The organism is Nocardioides sp., from assembly GCF_047606145.1.
Taxonomy (GTDB): domain Bacteria; phylum Actinomycetota; class Actinomycetes; order Propionibacteriales; family Nocardioidaceae; genus Nocardioides.
This window is the reverse complement of the sequence record NZ_JASGET010000070.1, coordinates 55,971-74,652: the sequence shown is the minus strand read 5'-3', so window position 1 is coordinate 74,652 and position 18,682 is coordinate 55,971. Positions and strand designations below refer to the sequence as shown.

19 protein-coding genes and 1 tRNA gene are annotated in these 18,682 nt (G+C 70.9%); 13 read left to right on the top strand and 7 right to left on the bottom strand.

From position 1 onward, the window contains the following. The 6 genes from QM638_RS09080 to QM638_RS09055 form a co-directional block, all read left to right on the top strand. Positions 1–226 (top strand): DsbA family protein (locus QM638_RS09080; protein WP_415141640.1); only part of this gene is annotated, 226 nt, incomplete at its 5' end. 64 nt (positions 227–290) lie between these two features. Continuing rightward, positions 291–557 (top strand): transcriptional regulator, encoded by a 267-nt coding sequence (locus tag QM638_RS09075; RefSeq protein WP_415141639.1) that lies wholly within the window; start codon positions 291–293, stop codon positions 555–557. A 27-nt stretch (positions 558–584) separates the two neighbouring features. Continuing rightward, positions 585–1,631: an adenosine deaminase gene (locus QM638_RS09070; protein WP_415141638.1), complete on the top strand. Its 1,047-nt coding sequence runs from the start codon at positions 585–587 to the stop codon at positions 1,629–1,631. Further along, positions 1,628–1,870 carry a hypothetical protein gene (locus QM638_RS09065; RefSeq protein ID WP_415141637.1) on the top strand — a complete coding sequence of 81 codons (243 nt, stop codon included), beginning with the start codon at positions 1,628–1,630 and terminating at the stop codon, positions 1,868–1,870. Before QM638_RS09070 ends, QM638_RS09065 begins: the two co-directional genes overlap by 4 nt. Before the next feature lie 94 nt (positions 1,871–1,964). Next, positions 1,965–2,327, top strand: a complete 363-nt coding sequence (locus tag QM638_RS09060) for a VOC family protein (RefSeq protein ID WP_415141636.1) — start codon at positions 1,965–1,967, stop codon at positions 2,325–2,327. Between the two features lie 142 nt (positions 2,328–2,469). Then, positions 2,470–3,051 carry a hypothetical protein gene (locus QM638_RS09055; protein WP_415141635.1) on the top strand — a complete coding sequence of 194 codons (582 nt, stop codon included), beginning with the start codon at positions 2,470–2,472 and terminating at the stop codon, positions 3,049–3,051. A gap of 34 nt (positions 3,052–3,085) precedes the next feature. Here QM638_RS09055 and QM638_RS09050 read toward each other — a convergent pair whose 3' ends face one another. Together QM638_RS09050 and QM638_RS09045 are read right to left on the bottom strand one after the other, a co-directional pair. Next, complete coding sequence (locus QM638_RS09050; protein WP_415141634.1) at positions 3,086–4,714, bottom strand: long-chain fatty acid--CoA ligase; 1,629 nt, start codon at positions 4,712–4,714, stop codon at positions 3,086–3,088. Positions 4,715–4,929: 215 nt separating this feature from the next. Beyond that, entirely contained in the window at positions 4,930–6,147 is a 1,218-nt protein-coding gene (locus QM638_RS09045) for a S1C family serine protease (protein ID WP_415141633.1), read from the bottom strand. A 326-nt stretch (positions 6,148–6,473) separates the two neighbouring features. Between QM638_RS09045 and QM638_RS09040 the strand changes: the two genes are divergently transcribed. After that, a complete protein-coding gene (locus QM638_RS09040) occupies positions 6,474–6,677 on the top strand; it encodes a cold-shock protein (protein ID WP_415141632.1) in 204 nt (67 codons plus the stop codon). A 152-nt stretch (positions 6,678–6,829) separates the two neighbouring features. Here the strand turns inward: QM638_RS09040 and QM638_RS09035 are convergent, their stop codons facing one another. After that, on the bottom strand, positions 6,830–7,714 hold the full coding sequence (locus QM638_RS09035) for an aldo/keto reductase (protein WP_415141631.1): 885 nt from the start codon (positions 7,712–7,714) through the stop codon (positions 6,830–6,832). Positions 7,715–7,796: 82 nt separating this feature from the next. Between QM638_RS09035 and QM638_RS09030 the strand changes: the two genes are divergently transcribed. After that, on the top strand, positions 7,797–8,387 hold the full coding sequence (locus QM638_RS09030) for a TetR/AcrR family transcriptional regulator (RefSeq protein WP_415141630.1): 591 nt from the start codon (positions 7,797–7,799) through the stop codon (positions 8,385–8,387). Positions 8,388–8,547: 160 nt separating this feature from the next. Here the strand turns inward: QM638_RS09030 and QM638_RS09025 are convergent, their stop codons facing one another. Next, positions 8,548–9,045, bottom strand: a complete 498-nt coding sequence (locus QM638_RS09025; protein WP_415141629.1) for a MarR family winged helix-turn-helix transcriptional regulator — start codon at positions 9,043–9,045, stop codon at positions 8,548–8,550. 83 nt (positions 9,046–9,128) lie between these two features. On the opposite strand from QM638_RS09025, the gene QM638_RS09020 reads away from it, so the two are divergent. Then, positions 9,129–9,533 (top strand): MarR family transcriptional regulator, encoded by a 405-nt coding sequence (locus QM638_RS09020; RefSeq protein ID WP_415141628.1) that lies wholly within the window; start codon positions 9,129–9,131, stop codon positions 9,531–9,533. Between the two features lie 281 nt (positions 9,534–9,814). Here the strand turns inward: QM638_RS09020 and QM638_RS09015 are convergent. Continuing rightward, positions 9,815–9,888 (bottom strand) — tRNA-Arg (locus QM638_RS09015). 135 nt (positions 9,889–10,023) lie between these two features. Between QM638_RS09015 and QM638_RS09010 the strand changes: the two genes are divergently transcribed. Then, positions 10,024–11,469: an aldehyde dehydrogenase family protein gene (locus tag QM638_RS09010; protein ID WP_415141626.1), complete on the top strand. Its 1,446-nt coding sequence runs from the start codon at positions 10,024–10,026 to the stop codon at positions 11,467–11,469. Positions 11,470–11,553: 84 nt separating this feature from the next. Then, a complete protein-coding gene (locus QM638_RS09005) occupies positions 11,554–12,489 on the top strand; it encodes a zinc ribbon domain-containing protein (RefSeq protein WP_415141625.1) in 936 nt (311 codons plus the stop codon). Between the two features lie 22 nt (positions 12,490–12,511). On the opposite strand, the gene QM638_RS09000 is transcribed toward QM638_RS09005, so the two are convergent. Continuing rightward, entirely contained in the window at positions 12,512–13,411 is a 900-nt protein-coding gene (locus QM638_RS09000) for an N-acetylmuramoyl-L-alanine amidase (protein ID WP_415141624.1), read from the bottom strand. Between the two features lie 338 nt (positions 13,412–13,749). On the opposite strand from QM638_RS09000, the gene QM638_RS08995 reads away from it, so the two are divergent. Beyond that, on the top strand, positions 13,750–15,336 hold the full coding sequence (locus QM638_RS08995; protein ID WP_415141623.1) for a hypothetical protein: 1,587 nt from the start codon (positions 13,750–13,752) through the stop codon (positions 15,334–15,336). Between the two features lie 4 nt (positions 15,337–15,340). On the opposite strand, the gene QM638_RS08990 is transcribed toward QM638_RS08995, so the two are convergent. Further along, positions 15,341–16,765 carry an aminopeptidase P family protein gene (locus QM638_RS08990; protein ID WP_415141622.1) on the bottom strand — a complete coding sequence of 475 codons (1,425 nt, stop codon included), beginning with the start codon at positions 16,763–16,765 and terminating at the stop codon, positions 15,341–15,343. Between the two features lie 124 nt (positions 16,766–16,889). On the opposite strand from QM638_RS08990, the gene QM638_RS08985 reads away from it, so the two are divergent. Further along, complete coding sequence (locus QM638_RS08985; protein WP_415141621.1) at positions 16,890–18,617, top strand: ABC transporter; 1,728 nt, start codon at positions 16,890–16,892, stop codon at positions 18,615–18,617. Positions 18,618–18,682 lie beyond the last annotated feature (65 nt).

The following is an 18,682-nucleotide window of genomic DNA, read 5'->3' as shown; positions in this document are numbered from 1 at the left end:
TGATCTGGTCGACCTGGCGGTCAAGGCCGGGGCCAAGCGCAGTGAGGTGAGCAAGGACATCCTCGACACCAGCAGCGAGTCCGACTGGGTCAAGGGCGTGACCAACGAGGCGCTCAACGAGGCCGGCGTCACCGGGACGCCGACCGTCTATCTCAACGGCAAGCAGTACAACAGCGGCAGCGACTCGACGGCACTCGGGAAGAACCTGGTCAAGGCCGTCTCCTGAGCCGCCTCCCCGCGGGCCGGTCGGCCCGCGGGGAGACCGCCCGACGCGTGGATATCCTCACCGAGTGCAGATCGAACAGGTACGGCGCTACGTGCTGTCCTCGCTGGTGTGCTCGGTGGTGCTGCTGCACTCCCTGGCGATGGCCGCCCTGGGGGCGACCGGCGCCGACAAGGGGGGAGCGCGGCAGGGGCTGTTCGTCATCTCCGTGCTGCTCGGGGTGCTGGCGATCGGTGCGGTGCGGCTGATCAACAGGCGCAGCCTGCTGACGCCGTGGCTGGCCGGCGCGCTGGTCATCCCGCTGATCGCCTACTACCTGCTGTTGTGGCGCTGATGGCCCCGATGTGGTGACATCGGCGTCGTGACCGAGTCCCGCCTGGCCGCCTTCGTCGCCGGCCTGCCCAAGGCCGAGCTGCACGTGCACCATGTCGGGTCGGCCTCGCCCCGCATCGTCGCCGAGCTCGCCGCCCGGCACCCGGGCGCCGTACCGAGCGATCCCGACGCGCTGCGCGACTTCTTCACCTTCCGTGACTTCGCCCACTTCATCGAGGTCTACCTCGCCGTGGTCGACCTGATCCGTACGCCGGAGGACATCCGCTACCTCACCTATGAGGTCGCCCGCGAGCTGGCCGACCAGCAGGTGCGCTACGCCGAGCTGACCTGTACGCCGCACACCTCGGTGGTGCGCGGCATCGCCATCGAGGCCTACACCGAGGCGATCGAGGACGCACGCGTCGCCGCGGAGCGCGAGCTCGGCGTCGTGCTGCGCTGGATCTACGACATCCCGGGCGAGCTCGGCGTGCCGGCCGGCGACGCGACGCTCCGCTACGCGCTCGACCACGGGTCGCAGGCGCTGATCGGGTTCGGGCTCGGCGGGCCGGAGGTCGGCGTACCGCGTCCGCAGTTCGCTCCGCACTTCGCGGCCGCCCGGGCCGCCGGGCTGCACTCCCTGCCGCACGCCGGCGAGACCACCGGGCCGGGCACGATCTGGGATGCGCTGGACGAGCTCGGCGCGGAGCGGATCGGGCACGGCACCTCGGCCGCGTCCGACCCGCGGCTGCTGGCGCACCTGGCCACGACCGGGATCGCGCTGGAGGTGTGCCCGTCCTCCAACGTGGCCACCCGGGCGGTGGACAGCCTCCAGACCCACCCGCTGCCGAGGTTCGTCGAGGCGGGCGTGGTCGTGACCATCAACTCCGACGATCCGCCGATGTTCTCCACCACGCTCAACCGCGAGTACCAGGTCGCGGCCGACCTGCTCGGGCTCGGACCGTCCGGAGTGGCCGGCCTGGCTCGGGTGGCCGTCGAGGTCTCGTTCGCGCCCGCCGACCTACGGCGCCGGCTGCTGGCCGAGATCGACGCCTACACCGCCGAGCGGGCCGAGCCCGGTGAGATCATCGGGTCATGACCGACAACACCCCGGACTGGGGCACCCTGCGGGAAGGTGACGTGGTCTACCTGGAGGGCGAGGCCGGCGGACCGGTGCAGTTCCGCGTCGGCTCGGACGCGATCTACCCGCAGGAATATCCCGAGGTGCATTGGGACCATCCCTACCTCAGCCTGGGCGCGGCGCAGCAGCTGATCGCGGACGGCGACGGCGGACTGCGCAAGAAGTACGACGCCGCCAGTGGGACGTGGCGCTACTGATGCCCCTCCGATCCCGTCGGGGGGTATCGCGGGCGGACGCACGGGCATAGCGTGGATGGGTCCTCCATGCCACCCACGCAGAAGGGGGCCCGTCATGCCCCACGGAGACATCACCCACATCGACATCCCGGTCGCCGACCAGGACAAGGCAGCCGCGTTCTACGCCGATCTGTTCGGCTGGCAGATCGCCGCGCCGCCGGGCTTCGAGGAGTATCCGATGTGGCGAGCGCCGAACCAGATCAGCGGTGGCGGCCTCGCCCCGCGCGGCGCCGACTTCACCCAGCCCCGGTCCTACGTCGAGGTCGACTCGATCGACGAGACCCTGGCCAAGGCCGAGCGCAACGGCGGAGCCGTAGCCGTGCCGAAGACCCCGATCAGCGAGACCAGCTGGTTCGCCGTGCTCCGCGACCCGGACGGCAACGACCTCGGCGTGTACGAGGGCGTCACCGAGACCTGAACACCTCCGGCTGACGAATTCGGCTGAATCTCCGGCTGACGCCGAGGCGGGTGTCCACAGCAGGCACACATCCGCCTCCGGGACCCGGCACAACCGCGCGGACCACGATGAAGGTCATCAGTCGCCCGTGATGGAGGTTCCGATGTCCACAGCGCTCACCGCTCCCCGCCCGGCCGCGGCCTGGCGCACCAGGTTGGTCGGTCTCGGGGTCGGACTGGCGGTGATCGCCGCGGGCGTCGTACCGGTCCTGCTGCTCGGCATCGACGGCGCGGCCAGGCTGGCCGGCGTCCTCGCCCTGCTCGCGGTCGCGGCGGCCGCGGCCAGCCTGACCGCGGCGGGGCTGGTGCTGCGGCACCGGCTGGGTGAGTTGCGGCATCTGCCGGACCTCGGTCGGCGCTATGTCACCAGGCACGAGGGGGGCCGGGTCACGGGCATCAGTCGCGACGAACAGGGCCTCGTCATCCATCTGCTCGCCGACGACGTGCAGACCATGGTGCTCGATGAGGACGGCGCACCCGACCACGTGGTCGACGGTCACGCCGGTGTCTCCCAGTGGCGCATCCCGGCCGCCGCCCTCGGCCCCGAGCGCACCCACGCCCTGGAGAGCCTGCTCGCCGACGGTACGCCGGTCCGGGCGGTGGCCTCCGGGGTGATCGGGCTGGCCGGCCCGATGACGATGAGCTGGCGGCTCGAGGCCGGCAACGGACTGGTCGTCAGCACCTAGGACACGACCGCCGCCGTGGCCCGGCGAGGCGTGCTCAGGCGGTGGGCAGCCGGTAGTCGCCGTACTCCTCGCGCAGTGTCTTCTTGGAGAACTTCCCGACCGACGTCTTGGGGACCTCGGCGATGAAGACGATGTCGTCGGGGACGTGCCACCGGCCGAGCCGCTCACCGAGGTAGCCGAGCAGTTCCTCCTTGTCCAGCTCGGCGCCATCGCGGAGCACCACGAAGGCCAGCGGCCGCTCGCCCCACTTCGGATGGGGTACGGCGATCACGGCGGCCTCCGCCACCGCCGGATGTCCCATGATCTGGTTCTCCAGCTCCACCGAGCTGATCCACTCCCCGCCGGACTTCACCAGGTCCTTGGTGCGGTCCACGATGGTGATGTAGCCGAGCTCGTCGATGCTCGCCACGTCGCCGGTGCGCAACCAGCCGTCGGGGGAGAAGGAGGAACCTGGCTCGTCGGTGCGGAAGTACTGTCGCGCGATCCACGGGCCGCGGGCCTCCAGCTCACCGGTGGCGACCCCGTCCCAGGGCTGCTCCTCGCGGGTGGTCGGGTCGACGATGCGCAGCTCGACCCCGACATGCATGTACCCGATGGTGGCGCGCACCTTCGCCAGCTCCTCCTCGGGCAGGCCGGCGTGCTCGGCGCGGGTCTCGCAGACCGAGCCGAGCGGCGACATCTCGGTCATGCCCCAGGCCTGGGTGATCGGGATGCCGATCGCCTCGCGCCAGGCCTCGGAGAGCGCCATCGGCACCGCGCTGCCGCCGCAGATGACCCGCCGCAGACTGCTCAGGTCGTGCTCGGCGAGCAGCGGCGTCATCCCCATCCAGATCGTCGGCACCCCGGCGGTGACGGTGACCCGTTCGGACTCCAACAGGCTCAGCAGGCCGGCAGGGGAGAGGTCGGGGCCCGGCATCACCATCGCCGCCCCGGCCATCACCGAGGTGTAGGGCAGTCCCCAGCCGTTGGCGTGGAACATCGGCACCACCGGCAGGATCCGGTCGGCGTCGCTGATCCCGAAGCTGCTGCCGGACTGGTTGGCCAGCGCCTGCAGCCAGTTGGACCGATGGGAGTAGACGACGCCCTTGGGATGACCGGTGGTGCCGGAGGTGTAGCAGATGGCGGCGGCCTGATGTTCGTCGGTGACCCTGCCGTCGAGGTCCGTCTCCGTGACGCCGTCGAGCAGTTCGCCGTAGCTCACGATCCGCGGATCGTCGGGCAGCGGGACCGGCGCACCGTCGTCCATCACCACCAGGTGCTTGACGGTCTCGAGCCGGTCGAGCAGCGGCTCGAGCAGGCCGAGCAGCGAGCGGTCCAGGAAGATCGCCTCGTCCTCGGCGTGCCCGACGGTGTAGACCAGCTGGTCGGGGAAGTAGCGGATGTTGCCGGTGTGCAGCACCCGCCCGCTGCTCGGCACCGAGTAGTAGAGCGCGAGATGCCGGAACGTGTTCCAGGCGAAGCTGCCGACCCGGGCGTCGGCGGAGAGGCCGAGGGCGTCCAGCGCGGCCGCCTGGCGGCGTACCTCTCCGGCGAGATCCGCGAAGCTCGCGCGCTCCAACCCGGTGGCGGTCTTGGTGACCACCTCGCGGGTGGGGAAGAGGCGCTCGCCTCGGCGGATGATCGATTCGATGGTCAGCGGCGCGTCCTGCATCAGCCCTTGCATGGCGCCATGGTGACCGAATGTGTCCTGAGTCACAAGAGGGGTGGCCCGGTGATCACCTCCGTGTGGAGCGCCGCCGACGCCGGGCCGACGACACGGCGTCGCCGGTGTGACTCGCTCCGACCGGTTCACGAACAGACCGGCCCACGAACAGACCGGTGGCCCCAGCCGATCGGCTGGGGCCACCGGTTCTCGCGTTCGGCCGACGCGGGGGCTGGTCAGCCGACGGGAGCCTCACCGAGCGTGACGGTGGCGGACTGGGAGTCGCCGGAGGTGTCGGTCCAGGTGACGGTGACCTTGTCCCCGGCGGACAGCTTGGCCAGGACCGCGGTGATGTCGTCGTAGCTGGAGACCTCGGTGCCGTCGATCGAGGTGATCGTGTCGCCGGCGGTGATGCCGGCCTTCTCGGCCGCGCCGCCGTCGACCACGCCCGCGACCTCGGTGCTCGAGCTGGACTCGTCGGTGGAGGTCTGCACGGTGTCCGAGCTGGAGAGCTCGACGCCCAGCGCGGCGCCGTACCCGAGGGTGATGTCGCTGGAGTTGCTGCCGGACAGGATCTCGGTGGCGATGTCGAGCACCGTGCTGATCGGGATCGCGTAGCCGGTGACGTTCGCCGTCCCGCTGGAGGCGGCGACGTTCATGCCGATCACCTCACCGTCGGAGTCGAGCAGCGCGCCGCCGGAGTCGCCGGAGACGATGTCGGCGTCGACCTCGATCAGGTCGGAGAGCTTCGCGGTGCTGCCGTCGTCCTCCGAGACGGTGATGTCGGTGCTGGTGTCGGTCACCTCGCCGTCGGCGGCGGTGAGGGAGCCCTCGCCCTCGGCGTTGCCGACCGAGGTGATCGACTCGCCGTCGGTGACCGTGGAGGTGTCGGTCTTGATGGTGGACAGGCCGGAGGCGTCCTCGAGCTGCAGCACGGCGACGTCGTGGGTGCTGTCGTAGCCGACCACCTTCGCGGTGTAGGTGTCACCGTCGGGGACGGTGACGGTGATCTTGGTGGCTCCCTCGACCACGTGGTGGTTGGTCACCACGATGCCGTCGGAGGTGAGCACCATGCCGGTCCCGGCGGCCTCGGCGGTGCCGTAGTCGACGACGGTGTTGACCATCACCACGCCGGTCGACTCGGAGTCGGAGGCGGCCTCGGCGTCGGTCTGCCCGGTCTCGGTGTCCACGCTGCCCGAGCTGTCGCCGTACTGGCCGTAGTCCCCGTAGCCGCCGTACGAGCCGCTGCCGCCGTACATGTCGTAGCCGCCGCTGCTGTCGCTGCCATAGCCGTACGGCAGGGTGGACGTCGAGCCACCGGAGCCGCCGCTGTAGGCGTACGGGCTGGTCGAGTCGTCGGCGGCCAGGGCGGCTGCCGGAACGACGACGGGAATCGCGACCAACGGGATCGCGAGTGCGGCAGCAGCCAGGCTGTGACGGAAGCGGCGGGCCATGGTGTCCTCCTCGACAGGGGCGTGATGGCACCACTCTCGACAGCACCGCTGTGGGGTTCCTGTGATCGTCTCGTGCTTCTGGTGTGGGTTCGCGCGGCCGTGGCATCTGGTCTCGTCAAGAGTGGTCTCAGCGCCACGGAGTGGTACCGTCGTCGTGTTGAAGGGGCCTTCTCGAAGGCTCGCCACGTCCCGAAGCGTCGTGGGTTCATCTCGCAGTTTCTTGGTAGTGCCGGCCTGGCTGGACATCCCTCAAGGTGCACGGATGTCTTCAGCGCCAAACAGACCCGGAATGTCCGGTCTGTGCATGACCGAAGGAACGCAGCACTATGACTACCGGAACCGTGAAGTGGTTCAACGCCGACAAGGGCTTCGGCTTCATCTCCCAGGACGACGGCGGCGCGGACGTCTTCGTCCACTTCTCGGCCATCAAGGCCCAGGGCTACAAGTCGCTGGACGAGAACCAGAAGGTCCAGTTCGACGTCACGCAGGGCCCCAAGGGCCCGCAGGCGGAGAACGTCGAGGCTCTCTGAGCCTCGACGTACGTCGACCAGGCGGCCCGTCTCCCATGCGGAGGCGGGCCGTCGGCATTTCGCCAGGCCTCTCATGTCACCAGGTCATGTCACCAGGTCCTCGGTGAGCAGGATCCGACGGCTCGACGTCCCGGCGACCTGAGCCCAGGGCGTCAGCCGATCGCGTCAAGGACGCTGACGGCCTCCTCCGGCAGGGTCAGTGTCCCGGCGGCGAGGTTCTCGTCGAGGTGGGCGATCGAGATCGTGCCGGGGACCAGAAGGCTGCCGCGCGCGTGCTGAAGCAGCCAAGCGAGGCCCACCTGTGCCGCCGTCGCGCCGAGCTGTGTGGCGATGTGCTGCACGTCGGAGCGGTCGGTGACCTTCGGGCTCTGCGGGAAGGCGCTGCCGAGGGGAAAGAACGGCACCCAGGCGATGCCCTCGTCCTCGCAGAGTCGGAGCAGCTCCTCGTCGTCTCGGCTGAGAAGGTTGTAGGCGTTCTGCACGGCCGCGATGCCGATGGGCAGCGCGCGTCGCACCACGTCCAGGGTGGTCCCACTGATGCCGATCGCCGCGATCTTGCCTTCCTCGCGCAACGCGGACATGGTGGCGAGCTGGTCGTCCAGCGGGACCTCCTGGTCTCCAGTGGCGCGCAGTCCGGGTCCGGCGTCGAGGCGTCGCAGGTAGACCAGGTCGATCCGTTCGCGGTCCAGGCTGCGCAGGTTGTCCTCCACGCTCGCCCGTAGCTCCTCGGGGCGCTGGGCGGGTCGTAGCGGGACCGGGCCGTCCGGGTCCGCGTCGGCGCCGACCTTCGTCGCGATGACAACGTCGTCGGGCGTGGTGGCGCGCAGAACCCCGTTGGCGAAGCCGTCGCCGTAGAACTGCGCCGTGTCGAAGTGGTTCACGCCGTGTTCCACCGCATGCCGCACCACGGCCTCGGCCGCCCGCGCATCGGCGTGCAGCCGCTCGAGTTGCATCGTCCCGTAACCGATACGCGCCACCGCGCGGCCGCCGAGCGCGCCCGTCCCGCCGGGGGAGGAGAGGTCTGCGGAGGGTGCCATGAATGCCTCCAACTGCGATACTCGATGTAAGCGGAGGTCCCTCCGCGCGAGCCACGCTAGCACTAACGGAGGATCCTCCGCTTTGTCCACGAATTCGACCACCCCCTTGCGGGCCGATGCCCAGCGCAACCGCGCCCGTCTCACCGAGGCCGCGCGGTCGGCCTTCACCTCGATCGGCGACGCGGCGCCGCTGGAGGACATCGCACGGGCGGCCGGAGTCGGCATCGGCACCCTCTACCGACACTTCCCGACCCGTGAGGCGCTGGTCGACGCCGTCTACGCCGCCGAGCTGGACGCGGTCACCGCCTGCGTCCCCGAACTCCTCCACGATCTCCCCGCCGATGTCGCTCTGCGCGCCTGGATGGACCGCTACGCGGCCTTCGTGGCCGCCAAGCGGGGCATGCTCGACACCCTGCGCTCCGGCTGGGCCGCCGGCACGATCGCGACCCCCGACACCCGGGCTCGGATCTCCCAGGCGATCGGCGAGTTCCTGGCCGCTGGCGCCCAACAGGGGCTCTTGCGGGCCGACGTGGCCGCCGAGGATGTCACCGCCGGACTCGTCGGCATCTTCCTCGCCACCGCGACTATCGGCTCACCCGAGCAGGCCGACCGCCTTCTCGACCTTCTGCTCGCCGGACTGAGGACACACGCCACAGCCGCTGCGCCCAGGTGACGTCCGATGGCGCTGGTGACCCGGCCCCGACACGTGCCCCGGCTCGACGTGGGCGACGCGGTTGCGGAGTCGGCGGATACCGTGCATCGACTTCACCAGATTCCCGTGGGGTTCCGGCCGGGACCTCGCCGATTCTCGCGGTGGCCCGATCGCTCGCGTCTCACCGCACCGGCCCCTTCCGGGCACTCTTGCGGTGCGGCTGCATGTGCTCGCCGTCGGACTCGTCGCGCCCTGTGTTCGTGGGGGCCAGCTTGGGCAGGATGGTCATCAACCGGGCTGCCTCGCGGTCGGTGAGGGGGGCCAGCACCTCGTGCTGTACGGCGTCGAGTGTGAGGTGTAGCCGCGGAAGAAGGTCACGGCCCGGGTCGGACAAGGCGACGATGTTGCGGCGTCGGTCGCTCGGGTCCGGTCTGCGATCGACCAGAGAACGATCGGCGAGGAAGTCCACGGTGAGGGCGACGTCCTTGCGATCCAATGCGAGATGACGACCGAGCTCGACCTGGCTCAACTCGCCGTGTTCCTCGAGCGCCGCCAGCGTCCGATAGTGCACCGGCCGCAGTCCGAACTCACTGAACGCCCGCGCGAGCAGGAGCTGCGCTCGGGCGTTCGCGCGGCCCAGCAGCCATGTCGGTGTGGCGATGACTCGGCTCACTGGCATGGCCGAAGCCTATCTGATTGTTGGGAGTGCCAACAGATGTTATTGTTGGTCCTCCCAACGAATAAGGAACTCGAGGAGTTGTGATGCCCGCCTTCGGACCGCAGATGATCGGTGCCACCGAGAAGACCCTCAACGCGCTGCTGCGCCATGTGCTTGCCGAGACCGCCCTGACCGAGCCGCAGTGGGTGACACTGCGCTTGGCGGCCCAGAACCAGTCGGGAGCGCCTCTTGCTGCGCTCGTGAGAAGTCGGGCGCACTTCGCCGACGCAGACGAGATCATCGCCGCCCTGACCCGTCGCGCGCTGATCGCGGACGACGCACTCAGCCCGGCAGGGCACACTCTGGTCGCCGAGCTCCAGGCACGAATCGCCGCCCTGACCGGCCCGGTCTGGGCAGAGCTGGCCGCCGATGACGTCGTCGCCACCGAGCGAGTCCTCACCACCGTCACCCGCCGAGTGAACGAGATCCTCGATTCGCTGGCGTCATGACGGCTCAGGACGGCTCAGGACGGCTCAGGACGGTCGGACAGAGGCGGCGGCTTCGGCGACTCTCCACCTCGGCGCAACGGCAGGCTGACGCCCGCCAGGCGCAGCCGATCGGGGTGCGGATCGTGGCCGAGTTCGTCGACGCCGGGAGTCGGCCACGAGCGCCCGGCCCGACCCGCCACGCGTGACCGCGCTCAGCGTGTGGGCACCCGCCACCTACGTCGACGGCCTGAGCACCCGCGAACCCAGGTCGCCGGTACCGGGTCTGAACGTCGACGGCGGAGTGCCCCCGACAGGATTCGAACCTGTGACCCGCGGATTAGAAGGCCGCTGCTCTATCCAGCTGAGCTACGGAGGCATGGGCCGGATGTCGCTCGACCGCGCACGACCCGGGCACAGTATGCCCGATCCCGGCGGCGGATCTTGATCCGGCGAGGGTCGCGCCGCATGCTCGGTCGGGAGGCCATCGGTGCCAAGAGAGAGTGGGGAAGACATGAGCGACGTGTGGGAGGGGAAGATCTTCGACGGGGCCTTCGCCGCCGGGGGTGGGGGAGTCCTCGAGGTGACGGCGCCAGCGACCGGTGCGGTGATCGCCACCGTCGGTCGGGCCGACACCGCCGATCTGGAGCGGGCGGCGGCAGCGGCGACGGCGGCCCAGCCCGGTTGGGCGGCGCTGCCCTACACCGAGCGCGCGGCGGTGATGACGAGGGCCGCCGCGCTGCTGGCCGAGGACCCCGGGCGGCTGACCCGGTGGCTGGTGCCCGAGGCGGGGTCGGGTCAGGGCAAGGCCGGCTTCGAGGCGACGCTGGTGATCTCGGAGCTGCAGGCGGCGGCCGCGCTGGCGGCCCAGCCGTACGGACAGATGTTGCGCAGCATGAAGCCACGCGTCTCGATCGGCCGCTACGTCCCGGTCGGCGTCGTGGGGGTGATCAGCCCGTTCAACTTCCCGGCCATCCTCTCGATGCGCTCGCTCGCCCCGGCCCTGGCACTGGGCAACGCCGTCATCCTCAAACCGGACCCGCGCACCGCGATCTCCGGCGGTCTGGCACTCGCCGAGCTGTTCGCCGAGGCCGGCCTGCCGGCGGGACTGTTGCACGTGCTGCCGGCCGGTGCCGAGGTCGGCGAAGCGCTGGTCGCTCACCCCGACGTCCCGTGCATCTCGTTCACCGGCTCCACCGCCGCCGGTCGCAGGATCGGTGCGGCCACCGGCCCCCTGCTCAAGAAGGTCCACCTCGAGCTCGGCGGCAACAACGCGCTGCTGGTGATGCCGGACGCCGACCTCGACGCGGCCGCCGCCGCGGGCGCCTGGGGCTCCTTCCTGCACCAGGGCCAGATCTGCATGACCACCGGCCGCCACCTGGTGCCCCAGGACAAGGCCGAGCAGTACGCCGAGAAGCTCGCCGAAAGGGCCGAGCAGATCCCGGTCGGCGACCCGACGGACCCGACCAACGCGCTCGGCCCGATCATCGACGAGAACCAGCTCACGAAGGTCCACCAGATCGTCGAGTCCACGATCGCCGCCGGTGCCACCCTGCTCGCCGGCGGCACCCACGAAGGACTCTTCTACCGCCCGACCGTGCTGGCCGACGTACCACTGGACAGCGCGGCCTACTGCCAGGAGATCTTCGGACCGGTCGCCCCCGTGGTCGGCTATGAGACCCTGGACGAGGCGGTCGAGCTGATCAACTCCTCCGAGTACGGCCTCTCCGTGGCCATCCTGACCGCCCACCCGTTCCGGGCCTTCGAGCTCGCCGACCGGATCAGGTCCGGTGCCGTGCACATCAACGACCAGACCGTCGACGACGAGGCGGTCGCACCCTTCGGCGGCGCCAAGGCCTCCGGCGTCGGCGGCCACTTCGGCACCACCACCAACCTCGACACCTTCTGCCAGGTGCAATGGGTGACCATCCAATCCGACATCGAGCACTATCCCTTCTGAGACGCGTGCCGGCTCCAGGCGTGGACGACGAGCCTCGCGCAGCGCGCGTGACCTGGGAAAACGAGTCGTCTAGGGTTCATGCCCGTGAGTGAGCGACGCTTCTGCACCTCGTGCGGCCAGCCCGTGGACGGGATGCGGTTCTGCACCCACTGTGGCGCGCCCGTCACCACTCCACCGGCCGCGCCGCCGCCGACCCAGCCGCCGCCGAACCCGCCATCGGTGCAGCCGCCGTCGACCCAGCCGCCGACCCAGCCACCTCCTGCCCCGCCGTCGGCAGCTCAGCACCCGGCGTCGTACCCCGCTGGGGCCGAGCCGCCCCGTGGACCGGCGAGGTCCGGCGGTCGCGGCCGGTGGATCGCGCTGGGTGTGCTGCTGGTGTTGCTGGTCGGCGGCGGAGCGTTCGCCCTCGGGATGCTGGCCACCGGTGGCGACGACGAGCCCAGCGTCGATCGGAGCGCCGTGCTGGAGACCAGCGGATCGCCCGGTCCGACCTCGGCCTCCTCGCCGTCGAGTCAGCCGCCCGGGGCCGGCTCCAGCGACGGTTCGGACGATGGCGACAATGCCGCGGACGGCGCCGCGCGGCGTGCCGCGGAGAGGCTCTCGCGGCTGATGGCGAGCTCGGCGGCCGACAAGAGCGACGTGGTGGCCGCCGTGGGCAACCTCAACTCCTGCGTCCACGTCCGGGCGGCGACCACGACCCTGGAGGACGCGGCCGACTCCCGAGACGCCCTCGTCACCAAGGTCAAGCGGCTCGACATCACCGCCCTGCCGGCGGCCAGGACCGTCGTCACCCGTCTCGCCACCGCGTGGACCGCCTCCGCCAAGGCCGATCGCTCCTTCGCCGACTACGGGCACTCACTTCACCGTACGGCGAAGGGTTACAAGGGCCACGAGGCCTGGCGTCGAGCCGGGGTCGATCACAGCACCGCCAGCCACGGCCCCAAGCGGGCGGCGGCCAAGGCCTGGCGACCGATCGCCCGCAGATTCGGGCTGCCGGTGATCGCCTGGGACACGCTCTAGGGACGATGTCCGGGCTCGTCGGTCAGCCGGGATACCGACGGCCGAGGAACGTTGCCATGGCGGTCGCGATCCGGGTCGCGGCCCTGCGCTGGAAGGCCGGCGCGCGAAGCAGCGCGGCGTCCTGGGCGTTGCGCATGTTGCCGCACTCGATGAGCACCTGCGGCACGCTGGTCAGGTTCAGCCCGGCGAGGTCGTCGCGGGTCGTCAAGCCATCGCTGCCGAGGTAGTCCGAGACCGGCATGCCGGTCTTCGCGAACTCGTCCCGCAGGATCCGGGCGTAGCGATGCGATCGTCCGATGACCGCATCGTTGATGCCCGACGCGACCGGTTGCAGGATCGCGAAGCCGCGGGCGCTCGCGCTCGCCCCGTCGGCGTGGATGTCGATGGCGACGTCGGCGTGCGCGTCGTTGATGATCTCGGCACGCCTGTCCACGCACGGCCCGACGCCGGTGTTGCTGTGTCGGGTGAGCACCACGTGCGCACCGGCCCGGCGCAGGTCGGCGGCGAGATAGCCGGCCACCGCCCAGGTGAAGTCGGCCTCCGGGTATCCGTCGTCGGTCTCGGTGCCGGTGGTGTTGCAGTCCTCGCTGGTGCGGCCGTTCCAGACCTGGGTGCTCAGGTAGCCCGGGTCGGTGTAGTTGCGGCCGTTGTGGCCGGGGTCGATGCCGATCCGCACTCCGGCCAGCGGCCGGGTGGTACGACGGTCGGACGAGGCGGCTCCCGGCGAGACCGGACCGGACGGGGCGGGACCGGACGAGACGCCACCGGATCGAGCGGATCCGGGGGAGTCCGGCGAGGTCGCAGCGGTCCCGGTCGTGGCCGACCGGGACGCCGGCGGCTCGGTCGTCTCGTGCGTCGTACAGCCGCCGAGCAGGCCGGCGGTCAACAGCGTGGCGACCAGGAGCACGGGCGCTGAAGGCACGGTTTCACGGTCCTGTGGGTGGGGAACAGGCCTGATATCGGCCGATCTGTCGTCGATCGATGTTAGAACAGGCACACACCTGCTCCCGGGCGAGGACGGAGAGTCCCTTGAACTTCTGCGAGAACTGCGGCGCGCCGCTGCGATCCGACGACGCGTTCTGCGCGGGCTGCGGGCGTCCGGTGCACGGGGCGACCCCACCGGCCTCGCAGCCGCCCTCGTCGCCCCCTCCCGCCCAGCCTCCCGCCCAGCCTCCCGCCCAGCCTCCCGCTCAGCCGCCTACGCAGCCGGTGCAACCGCAGCCGGCGGCCTATCCGCCGCCCGGACCCGCCTATCCGTCGATGCCGCCGACCCAGCAGATGCCGGGGCAGCAGCCGGGTCAGCAGCGGGCCGGACTGCCGCCGTGGGTGGCCCGGGTCCTGGTCGGCAACTGGGCCGGATCGGCGCTGGTGGCGGTCTTCGCGGTCGGCGTACCGGGCGTGCTCGCCACCATCTTGATGCTGCTGATGAAGCCGGACGGCTTCGGCGTGGACAACACCCTGACCGGGATCGCCAGTGGCATGACGATGGCCTACGGTGCCGACTTCGGGGCCAAGGGCAGCACCGAGGTCTTCGGCGGCACCTACTCCGGCCACGCCGGTCTGGGCGCCATGCCGCTGACCCTGACGGTGCTCGGCCTGCTGGCGGCGATCCTGGTCTTCCGGCGGGTGACCGCTCGCTACACCAGCGCGGTGGACGCGCTGCTGGACGCGGTGCGGGTGGCGCTGATCTCGGGGGTCGCGATGATGGTGATCGCCCTCATCTTCCGCAGCAGCGGACTCAAGTTCGGCGACGCGTCGGGTCTGGTCGACGAGGCGCTCTCGGAGGTCGGCGACTCGCACATCGACCTGAAGTACGGCCCGGGCATCGCCGGGTCGTTGTTCATGACGTTCCTGATGCTCTTCGTGGTGCTGGCGCTCAGCGTCTTCCTGCGCCGAGACTGGCTGAGGGCGAGGCCGCTCGAGGTCGTGCATGACTGGCTCGCGGTGCCGCTGCGGGCGTTGGCATGGCTCTTCGCGCTGCTGCCGATCGCCGGCATCGTGGTGGCCATCGCCCTCTTCACCATCGGTGACGGCACCTCGGAGGTCACCACCGGCTTCGGCTTCATGGACTGGGTCAAGCTGGGTGCCGCGGCCGTCGCGTGGGCCGGGAACCTCGGCATGTACGGCATCACCCTCGGTGCCGTGGGCCAGCTCGGCGGATGGTCGAGTGCCAGCGGGGAGAGCACCAGCGAGGCTCGCCACCTGACCTACTTCACCGGTGACCAGGTCCAGGAGCCCGGTCTGTGGGTGACCGTCGCGCTGACCCCGATCCTGTTGGTGGCCATCGCCTACTTCGTCACCCAGGGAGGTTGGCGCTCCCGCGCGACCGCACCCCCGGCCGCGGACCGTGGCCCGGGCCTGCGCAACCTGGCGGTGTGGGTGGTGAGCATGCTGGTCGCCGTACCGCTCTTCGTCCGGATGGCCAACGTCCATGCGCACGGGAGCGTGTTGGGGCAGTCGGCCCATGTCACCATCGGTGCCTCCGGCGTGGGGGCGACCTTCCTGCTGTTCGCCTATGCGCTGGTGGTGGCGTTCGTGGTCGGCCTGGCCACCCGGACGATCGACGGGCCGGCGCTCAAGGCCGTGCTGGTGTCGCTGAACCGGACCCCGGCCACCCAGCCGCCGCCGTCGCAGTACGGCCAGCCGTCGGCCCAGCAGTACGGCGCCCCCGGCCAGCAGTACGGCGCGCCGGGTCAGTATCCCGGCCAGGCCGCCCACCCGGCCGCGCCGTACCAGCCTCCGCTCGCACCGCCGTACCAGCCACCGGCCGCACCACCCACCACACCGCCGAGCACACCGCCGAGCACACCGCCACCGGCCGCGCCGCCGAGCGAGCCGGAGTCCTAGCGGCTCAGAGGTACCTCCCCATCCATGCCTCGACGTCGTCGGCGGCGCGGGGGAGCGAGGCCGACAGGTTGCGGCTGCCGTCGGCGGTGACCACCATGTCGTCCTCGATCCGGATGCCGATGCCGCGCAGCTCCTCGGGGACCAGCAGGTCGTCGGCCTGGAAGTACAGCCCCGGCTCCACCGTCAGGCACATGCCCTCGGCCAGCGTGGACTCCTTGCCGTACGCCGCCTCGCCGGCCGCGGCACAGTCGTGCACGTCGAGGCCCAGCATGTGGCTGACGCCGTGCAGCGTCCACCTGGAGTAGGTCTTGTTGTCCTCCGAGAGCGCCTCGTCGACCGAGACCGGCAGCAGCCCGAGGTCGTCGAGTCCGTGCGCGAGCACCACCATCGCCGCCTCGTGCGGCGCGCGGAACCGTGCCCCGGGCCTCACCTCGGCGATGCCGGCCTCCTGGGCGGCGTACACCAGGTCGTAGAGATCGCGCTGCAACCGGGTGTATCGACCGGAGATCGGAAGCGTCCGGGTCACGTCGGCGGTGTAGAGGTTGCGACCCTCCACCCCCATGTCGAGCAGCACCATCTCGCCGGGCACGATCGCGCCGGTGTTGTGGATCCAGTGCAGCGTGGTGGCGTGCGAGCCGCCGCCCACGATCGAGTCGTAGCCGAGGTCGTTGCCCATCGCCCGGGCCCGCCGGAAGAACGTCCCCTCGATCCAGCGCTCACCGTACCTCTGCGCGTTCTGCCACTCCCGCACGCTGTCCTCGAAGCCGAGTGCGGTGATGTCGCAGGCCTCGGCGAGCTCACCCAGCTCCCACTCGTCCTTGATCAGCCGCATCTCCGAGAGCACCCGGGCGAAGTCCTGGTCGCGGCTCTCGTCCGGCTCGATCAGCGCGTCCACCTCGGTCGAGACGCCGCGAAGCACCCGGGTCTTGCCGGCCTTGCGCAGCTCGGGCCCGAGCTCGTCGACGTGCCGCACGGTGATGCCCAGCGAGTCGCTGAGCTCTTGGGCGGACGGCCGGCGGCCGACCCACAGCTCGCCGTAGACCCGATCGCGGAAGAACTCGTCGGTGTCGCGCCCGGCTCCCGGCCGGGCGTAGAGCACCGCCTCACCGTCCTCGATGACCAGCACCGCGTCGGAGGTCTGGTTGCCGGTGAGGTAGGCGTGCGCGGTGTCGGGGCGGAAGCGGTACTCGGTGTCGTTGGCGCGGACCTTGTAGCCGCCGGCCGGGATCACCAGTCGCTCTCCCCGGAACGCCTCGGCGAGCCGCTCGCGGCGGGCTCGGGCGTACGGCGCGACCGGCTGCGCCGGCAGCTCGACCGCCGGGTCGGCCCACCCCTGTCGCATGAACGCCGACCAGGCCTCCGGCACCTGAGGATCGTGGCTCTCGGTGTGCAGATCGACGGACTCGGCGGTGCTGTCATCGGCGTTCATGACAAGAACTCTACGCGCGCGTAGCGCGGTCAAGCACGGCGAAAGCCGCTGGTCCCGATAGGCTGCGCCGCATGGGGTGGGCCTGATGACATCAGCAGAGAACACGACCGAGGATGCCACTCGGATGGTGACCGCCCTCGTGCGCGTCCACCAGGCACTCCACGACGTCGCGCTGCCCCTCGATCTCGACGGCGTGGACCAGCAGCGCACCGCGCGCGCGGCGATGATCGACCAGCTGGAGGACTACGTCATCCCGCGGATGATGACCATCGACGCGCCGTTGCTCGCGGTGGTCGGCGGGTCCACCGGCGCGGGCAAGTCGACGCTGGTCAACTCGCTGGTCGGCGCCAGGGTCACCGCCCCCGGCCTGCTGCGGCCGACCACCCGGTCACCGGTCCTGGTCCATCACCCCGGCGACGCGGAGTGGTTCGGTCAGGACCGGCTGCTGCCGGAGCTCACCCGGGTGGAGCACCCCACCGACGATCCGGCCTCGCTCCAACTGGTCGCCTCGGATCTGTTGCACCCGGGTCTGGCCATCCTCGATGCTCCGGACGTCGACTCGGTCGAGGAGCAGAACCGGCGACTGGCCGCCGAGCTCCTCGGCGCCGCCGACCTGTGGCTCTTCGTCACTTCCGCCGCCAGGTACGCCGACCAGGTGCCCTGGGAGTTCCTCAAGGTCGCCGCCGAGCGGTCCACCGCGGTCGCGGTGGTGCTGGACCGTACGCCGGACGACGCGGTCCAGACCGTCTCGACCCACCTGGCCCGGATGCTCGCCGCCCGCGGATTGAAGGACAGCCCGCTGTTCATCGTGCACGAGGGACCGGTGAGCACCGAGGGTCTGCTCCCGGCCGATCATGTCGCCGACGTACGCGGCTGGCTGGACATGCTGGCCGACGATGCGGCGGCTCGTACGGCGGTCGTCACCCAGACCCTCGACGGCGCGATTCGAGCGCTCACCTTCGATGTCCACGCGGTGGCGGACGCGGCCGGCGGGCAGATCGAGGCGCTCGGTCAGCTGCGCCTGGAGGCCGCGATGGCCTACGACGAGGCGGTCGGGCGGATCCGGGCGGCGAGTGCGGACGGCACCATGCTGCGTGGCGAGGTCCTCGCCCGCTGGCAGGAGTTCGTCGGCACCGGTGAGCTGCTGAGATCGCTGGAGGCCGGCGCCAGCACGATGCGGGACCGGGTGGTCGGTGCGATCAAGGGCAAGCCGCACCAGGCCGAGCGGGTGGCCGCGGCCATCGAGTCGGGGCTCGAGATGCTCATCCTGGAGCAGGCCGAGTCCGCGGCCGAACGTGCCGAGCGGGCCTGGCAGGCGACCTCGGCTGGCCGCGGCCTGACCGGAGCGGCCGACCTCGGTCGGGCCTCCCGCACGCTGCGCCCGCAGACCGCCCGTGCGGTCCGTGACTGGCAGCAGGACGTGTTCGAGATGGTCCGGGCCGAGGGCGCAGACAAGCGCGCCGGCGCGAAGATGCTCGCCTACGGCACCAACGGCCTCGGCGTGGCGCTGATGGTGGTGGTCTTCGCCAGCGCCGCCGCACCCACCGCCGCTGGACCCACCGCCGAGGAGGCCGGTGCGGGCGGCGTCGCGGCACCGGGCCGGAGGCTCCTCGAGGCGGTCTTCGGCGACGAGAACGTGCGGTCGCTGGCCAACCGGGCCCGGGTCTCGTTGGACCGACGGGTCGACGAGCTGATGACCGGTGAGCGCGCGCGATACACCGGGCTGCTGGATGCGCTCGAGCTCGACGGCGACGCGACCGAACGACTCCGACACGCCGCCCGCCGGGTGGCCGACGCGCGCTTCGCCTACCAGCGCGACGCGCAACGCGGCGGCGGTGGCGGAGGTGAATGACCCGCGGTCATGGTTCGCCCCTTAATCTTGGGGACGAGCAGGCGACGGCGCGGTCGCGACTGCAC

What these genes read in the sequence shown, in the direction of transcription:
- QM638_RS09065 (WP_415141637.1), top strand. Translation starts at nt 1,628, where the DNA reads ATGACCGACAACACCCCGGACTGGGGCACCCTGCGGGAAGGTGACGTG.
- QM638_RS09060 (WP_415141636.1), top strand. Translation starts at nt 1,965, where the DNA reads ATGCCCCACGGAGACATCACCCACATCGACATCCCGGTCGCCGACCAG.
- QM638_RS09055 (WP_415141635.1), top strand. Translation starts at nt 2,470, where the DNA reads ATGTCCACAGCGCTCACCGCTCCCCGCCCGGCCGCGGCCTGGCGCACC.
- QM638_RS09050 (WP_415141634.1), bottom strand. Translation starts at nt 4,714, where the DNA reads ATGCAAGGGCTGATGCAGGACGCGCCGCTGACCATCGAATCGATCATC.
- QM638_RS09045 (WP_415141633.1), bottom strand. Translation starts at nt 6,147, where the DNA reads ATGGCCCGCCGCTTCCGTCACAGCCTGGCTGCTGCCGCACTCGCGATC.
- QM638_RS09040 (WP_415141632.1), top strand. Translation starts at nt 6,474, where the DNA reads ATGACTACCGGAACCGTGAAGTGGTTCAACGCCGACAAGGGCTTCGGC.
- QM638_RS09035 (WP_415141631.1), bottom strand. Translation starts at nt 7,714, where the DNA reads ATGGCACCCTCCGCAGACCTCTCCTCCCCCGGCGGGACGGGCGCGCTC.
- QM638_RS09025 (WP_415141629.1), bottom strand. Translation starts at nt 9,045, where the DNA reads ATGCCAGTGAGCCGAGTCATCGCCACACCGACATGGCTGCTGGGCCGC.
- QM638_RS09020 (WP_415141628.1), top strand. Translation starts at nt 9,129, where the DNA reads ATGCCCGCCTTCGGACCGCAGATGATCGGTGCCACCGAGAAGACCCTC.
- QM638_RS09010 (WP_415141626.1), top strand. Translation starts at nt 10,024, where the DNA reads ATGAGCGACGTGTGGGAGGGGAAGATCTTCGACGGGGCCTTCGCCGCC.
- QM638_RS08995 (WP_415141623.1), top strand. Translation starts at nt 13,750, where the DNA reads ATGCCGCCGACCCAGCAGATGCCGGGGCAGCAGCCGGGTCAGCAGCGG.
- QM638_RS08990 (WP_415141622.1), bottom strand. Translation starts at nt 16,765, where the DNA reads ATGAACGCCGATGACAGCACCGCCGAGTCCGTCGATCTGCACACCGAG.
- QM638_RS08985 (WP_415141621.1), top strand. Translation starts at nt 16,890, where the DNA reads ATGGTGACCGCCCTCGTGCGCGTCCACCAGGCACTCCACGACGTCGCG.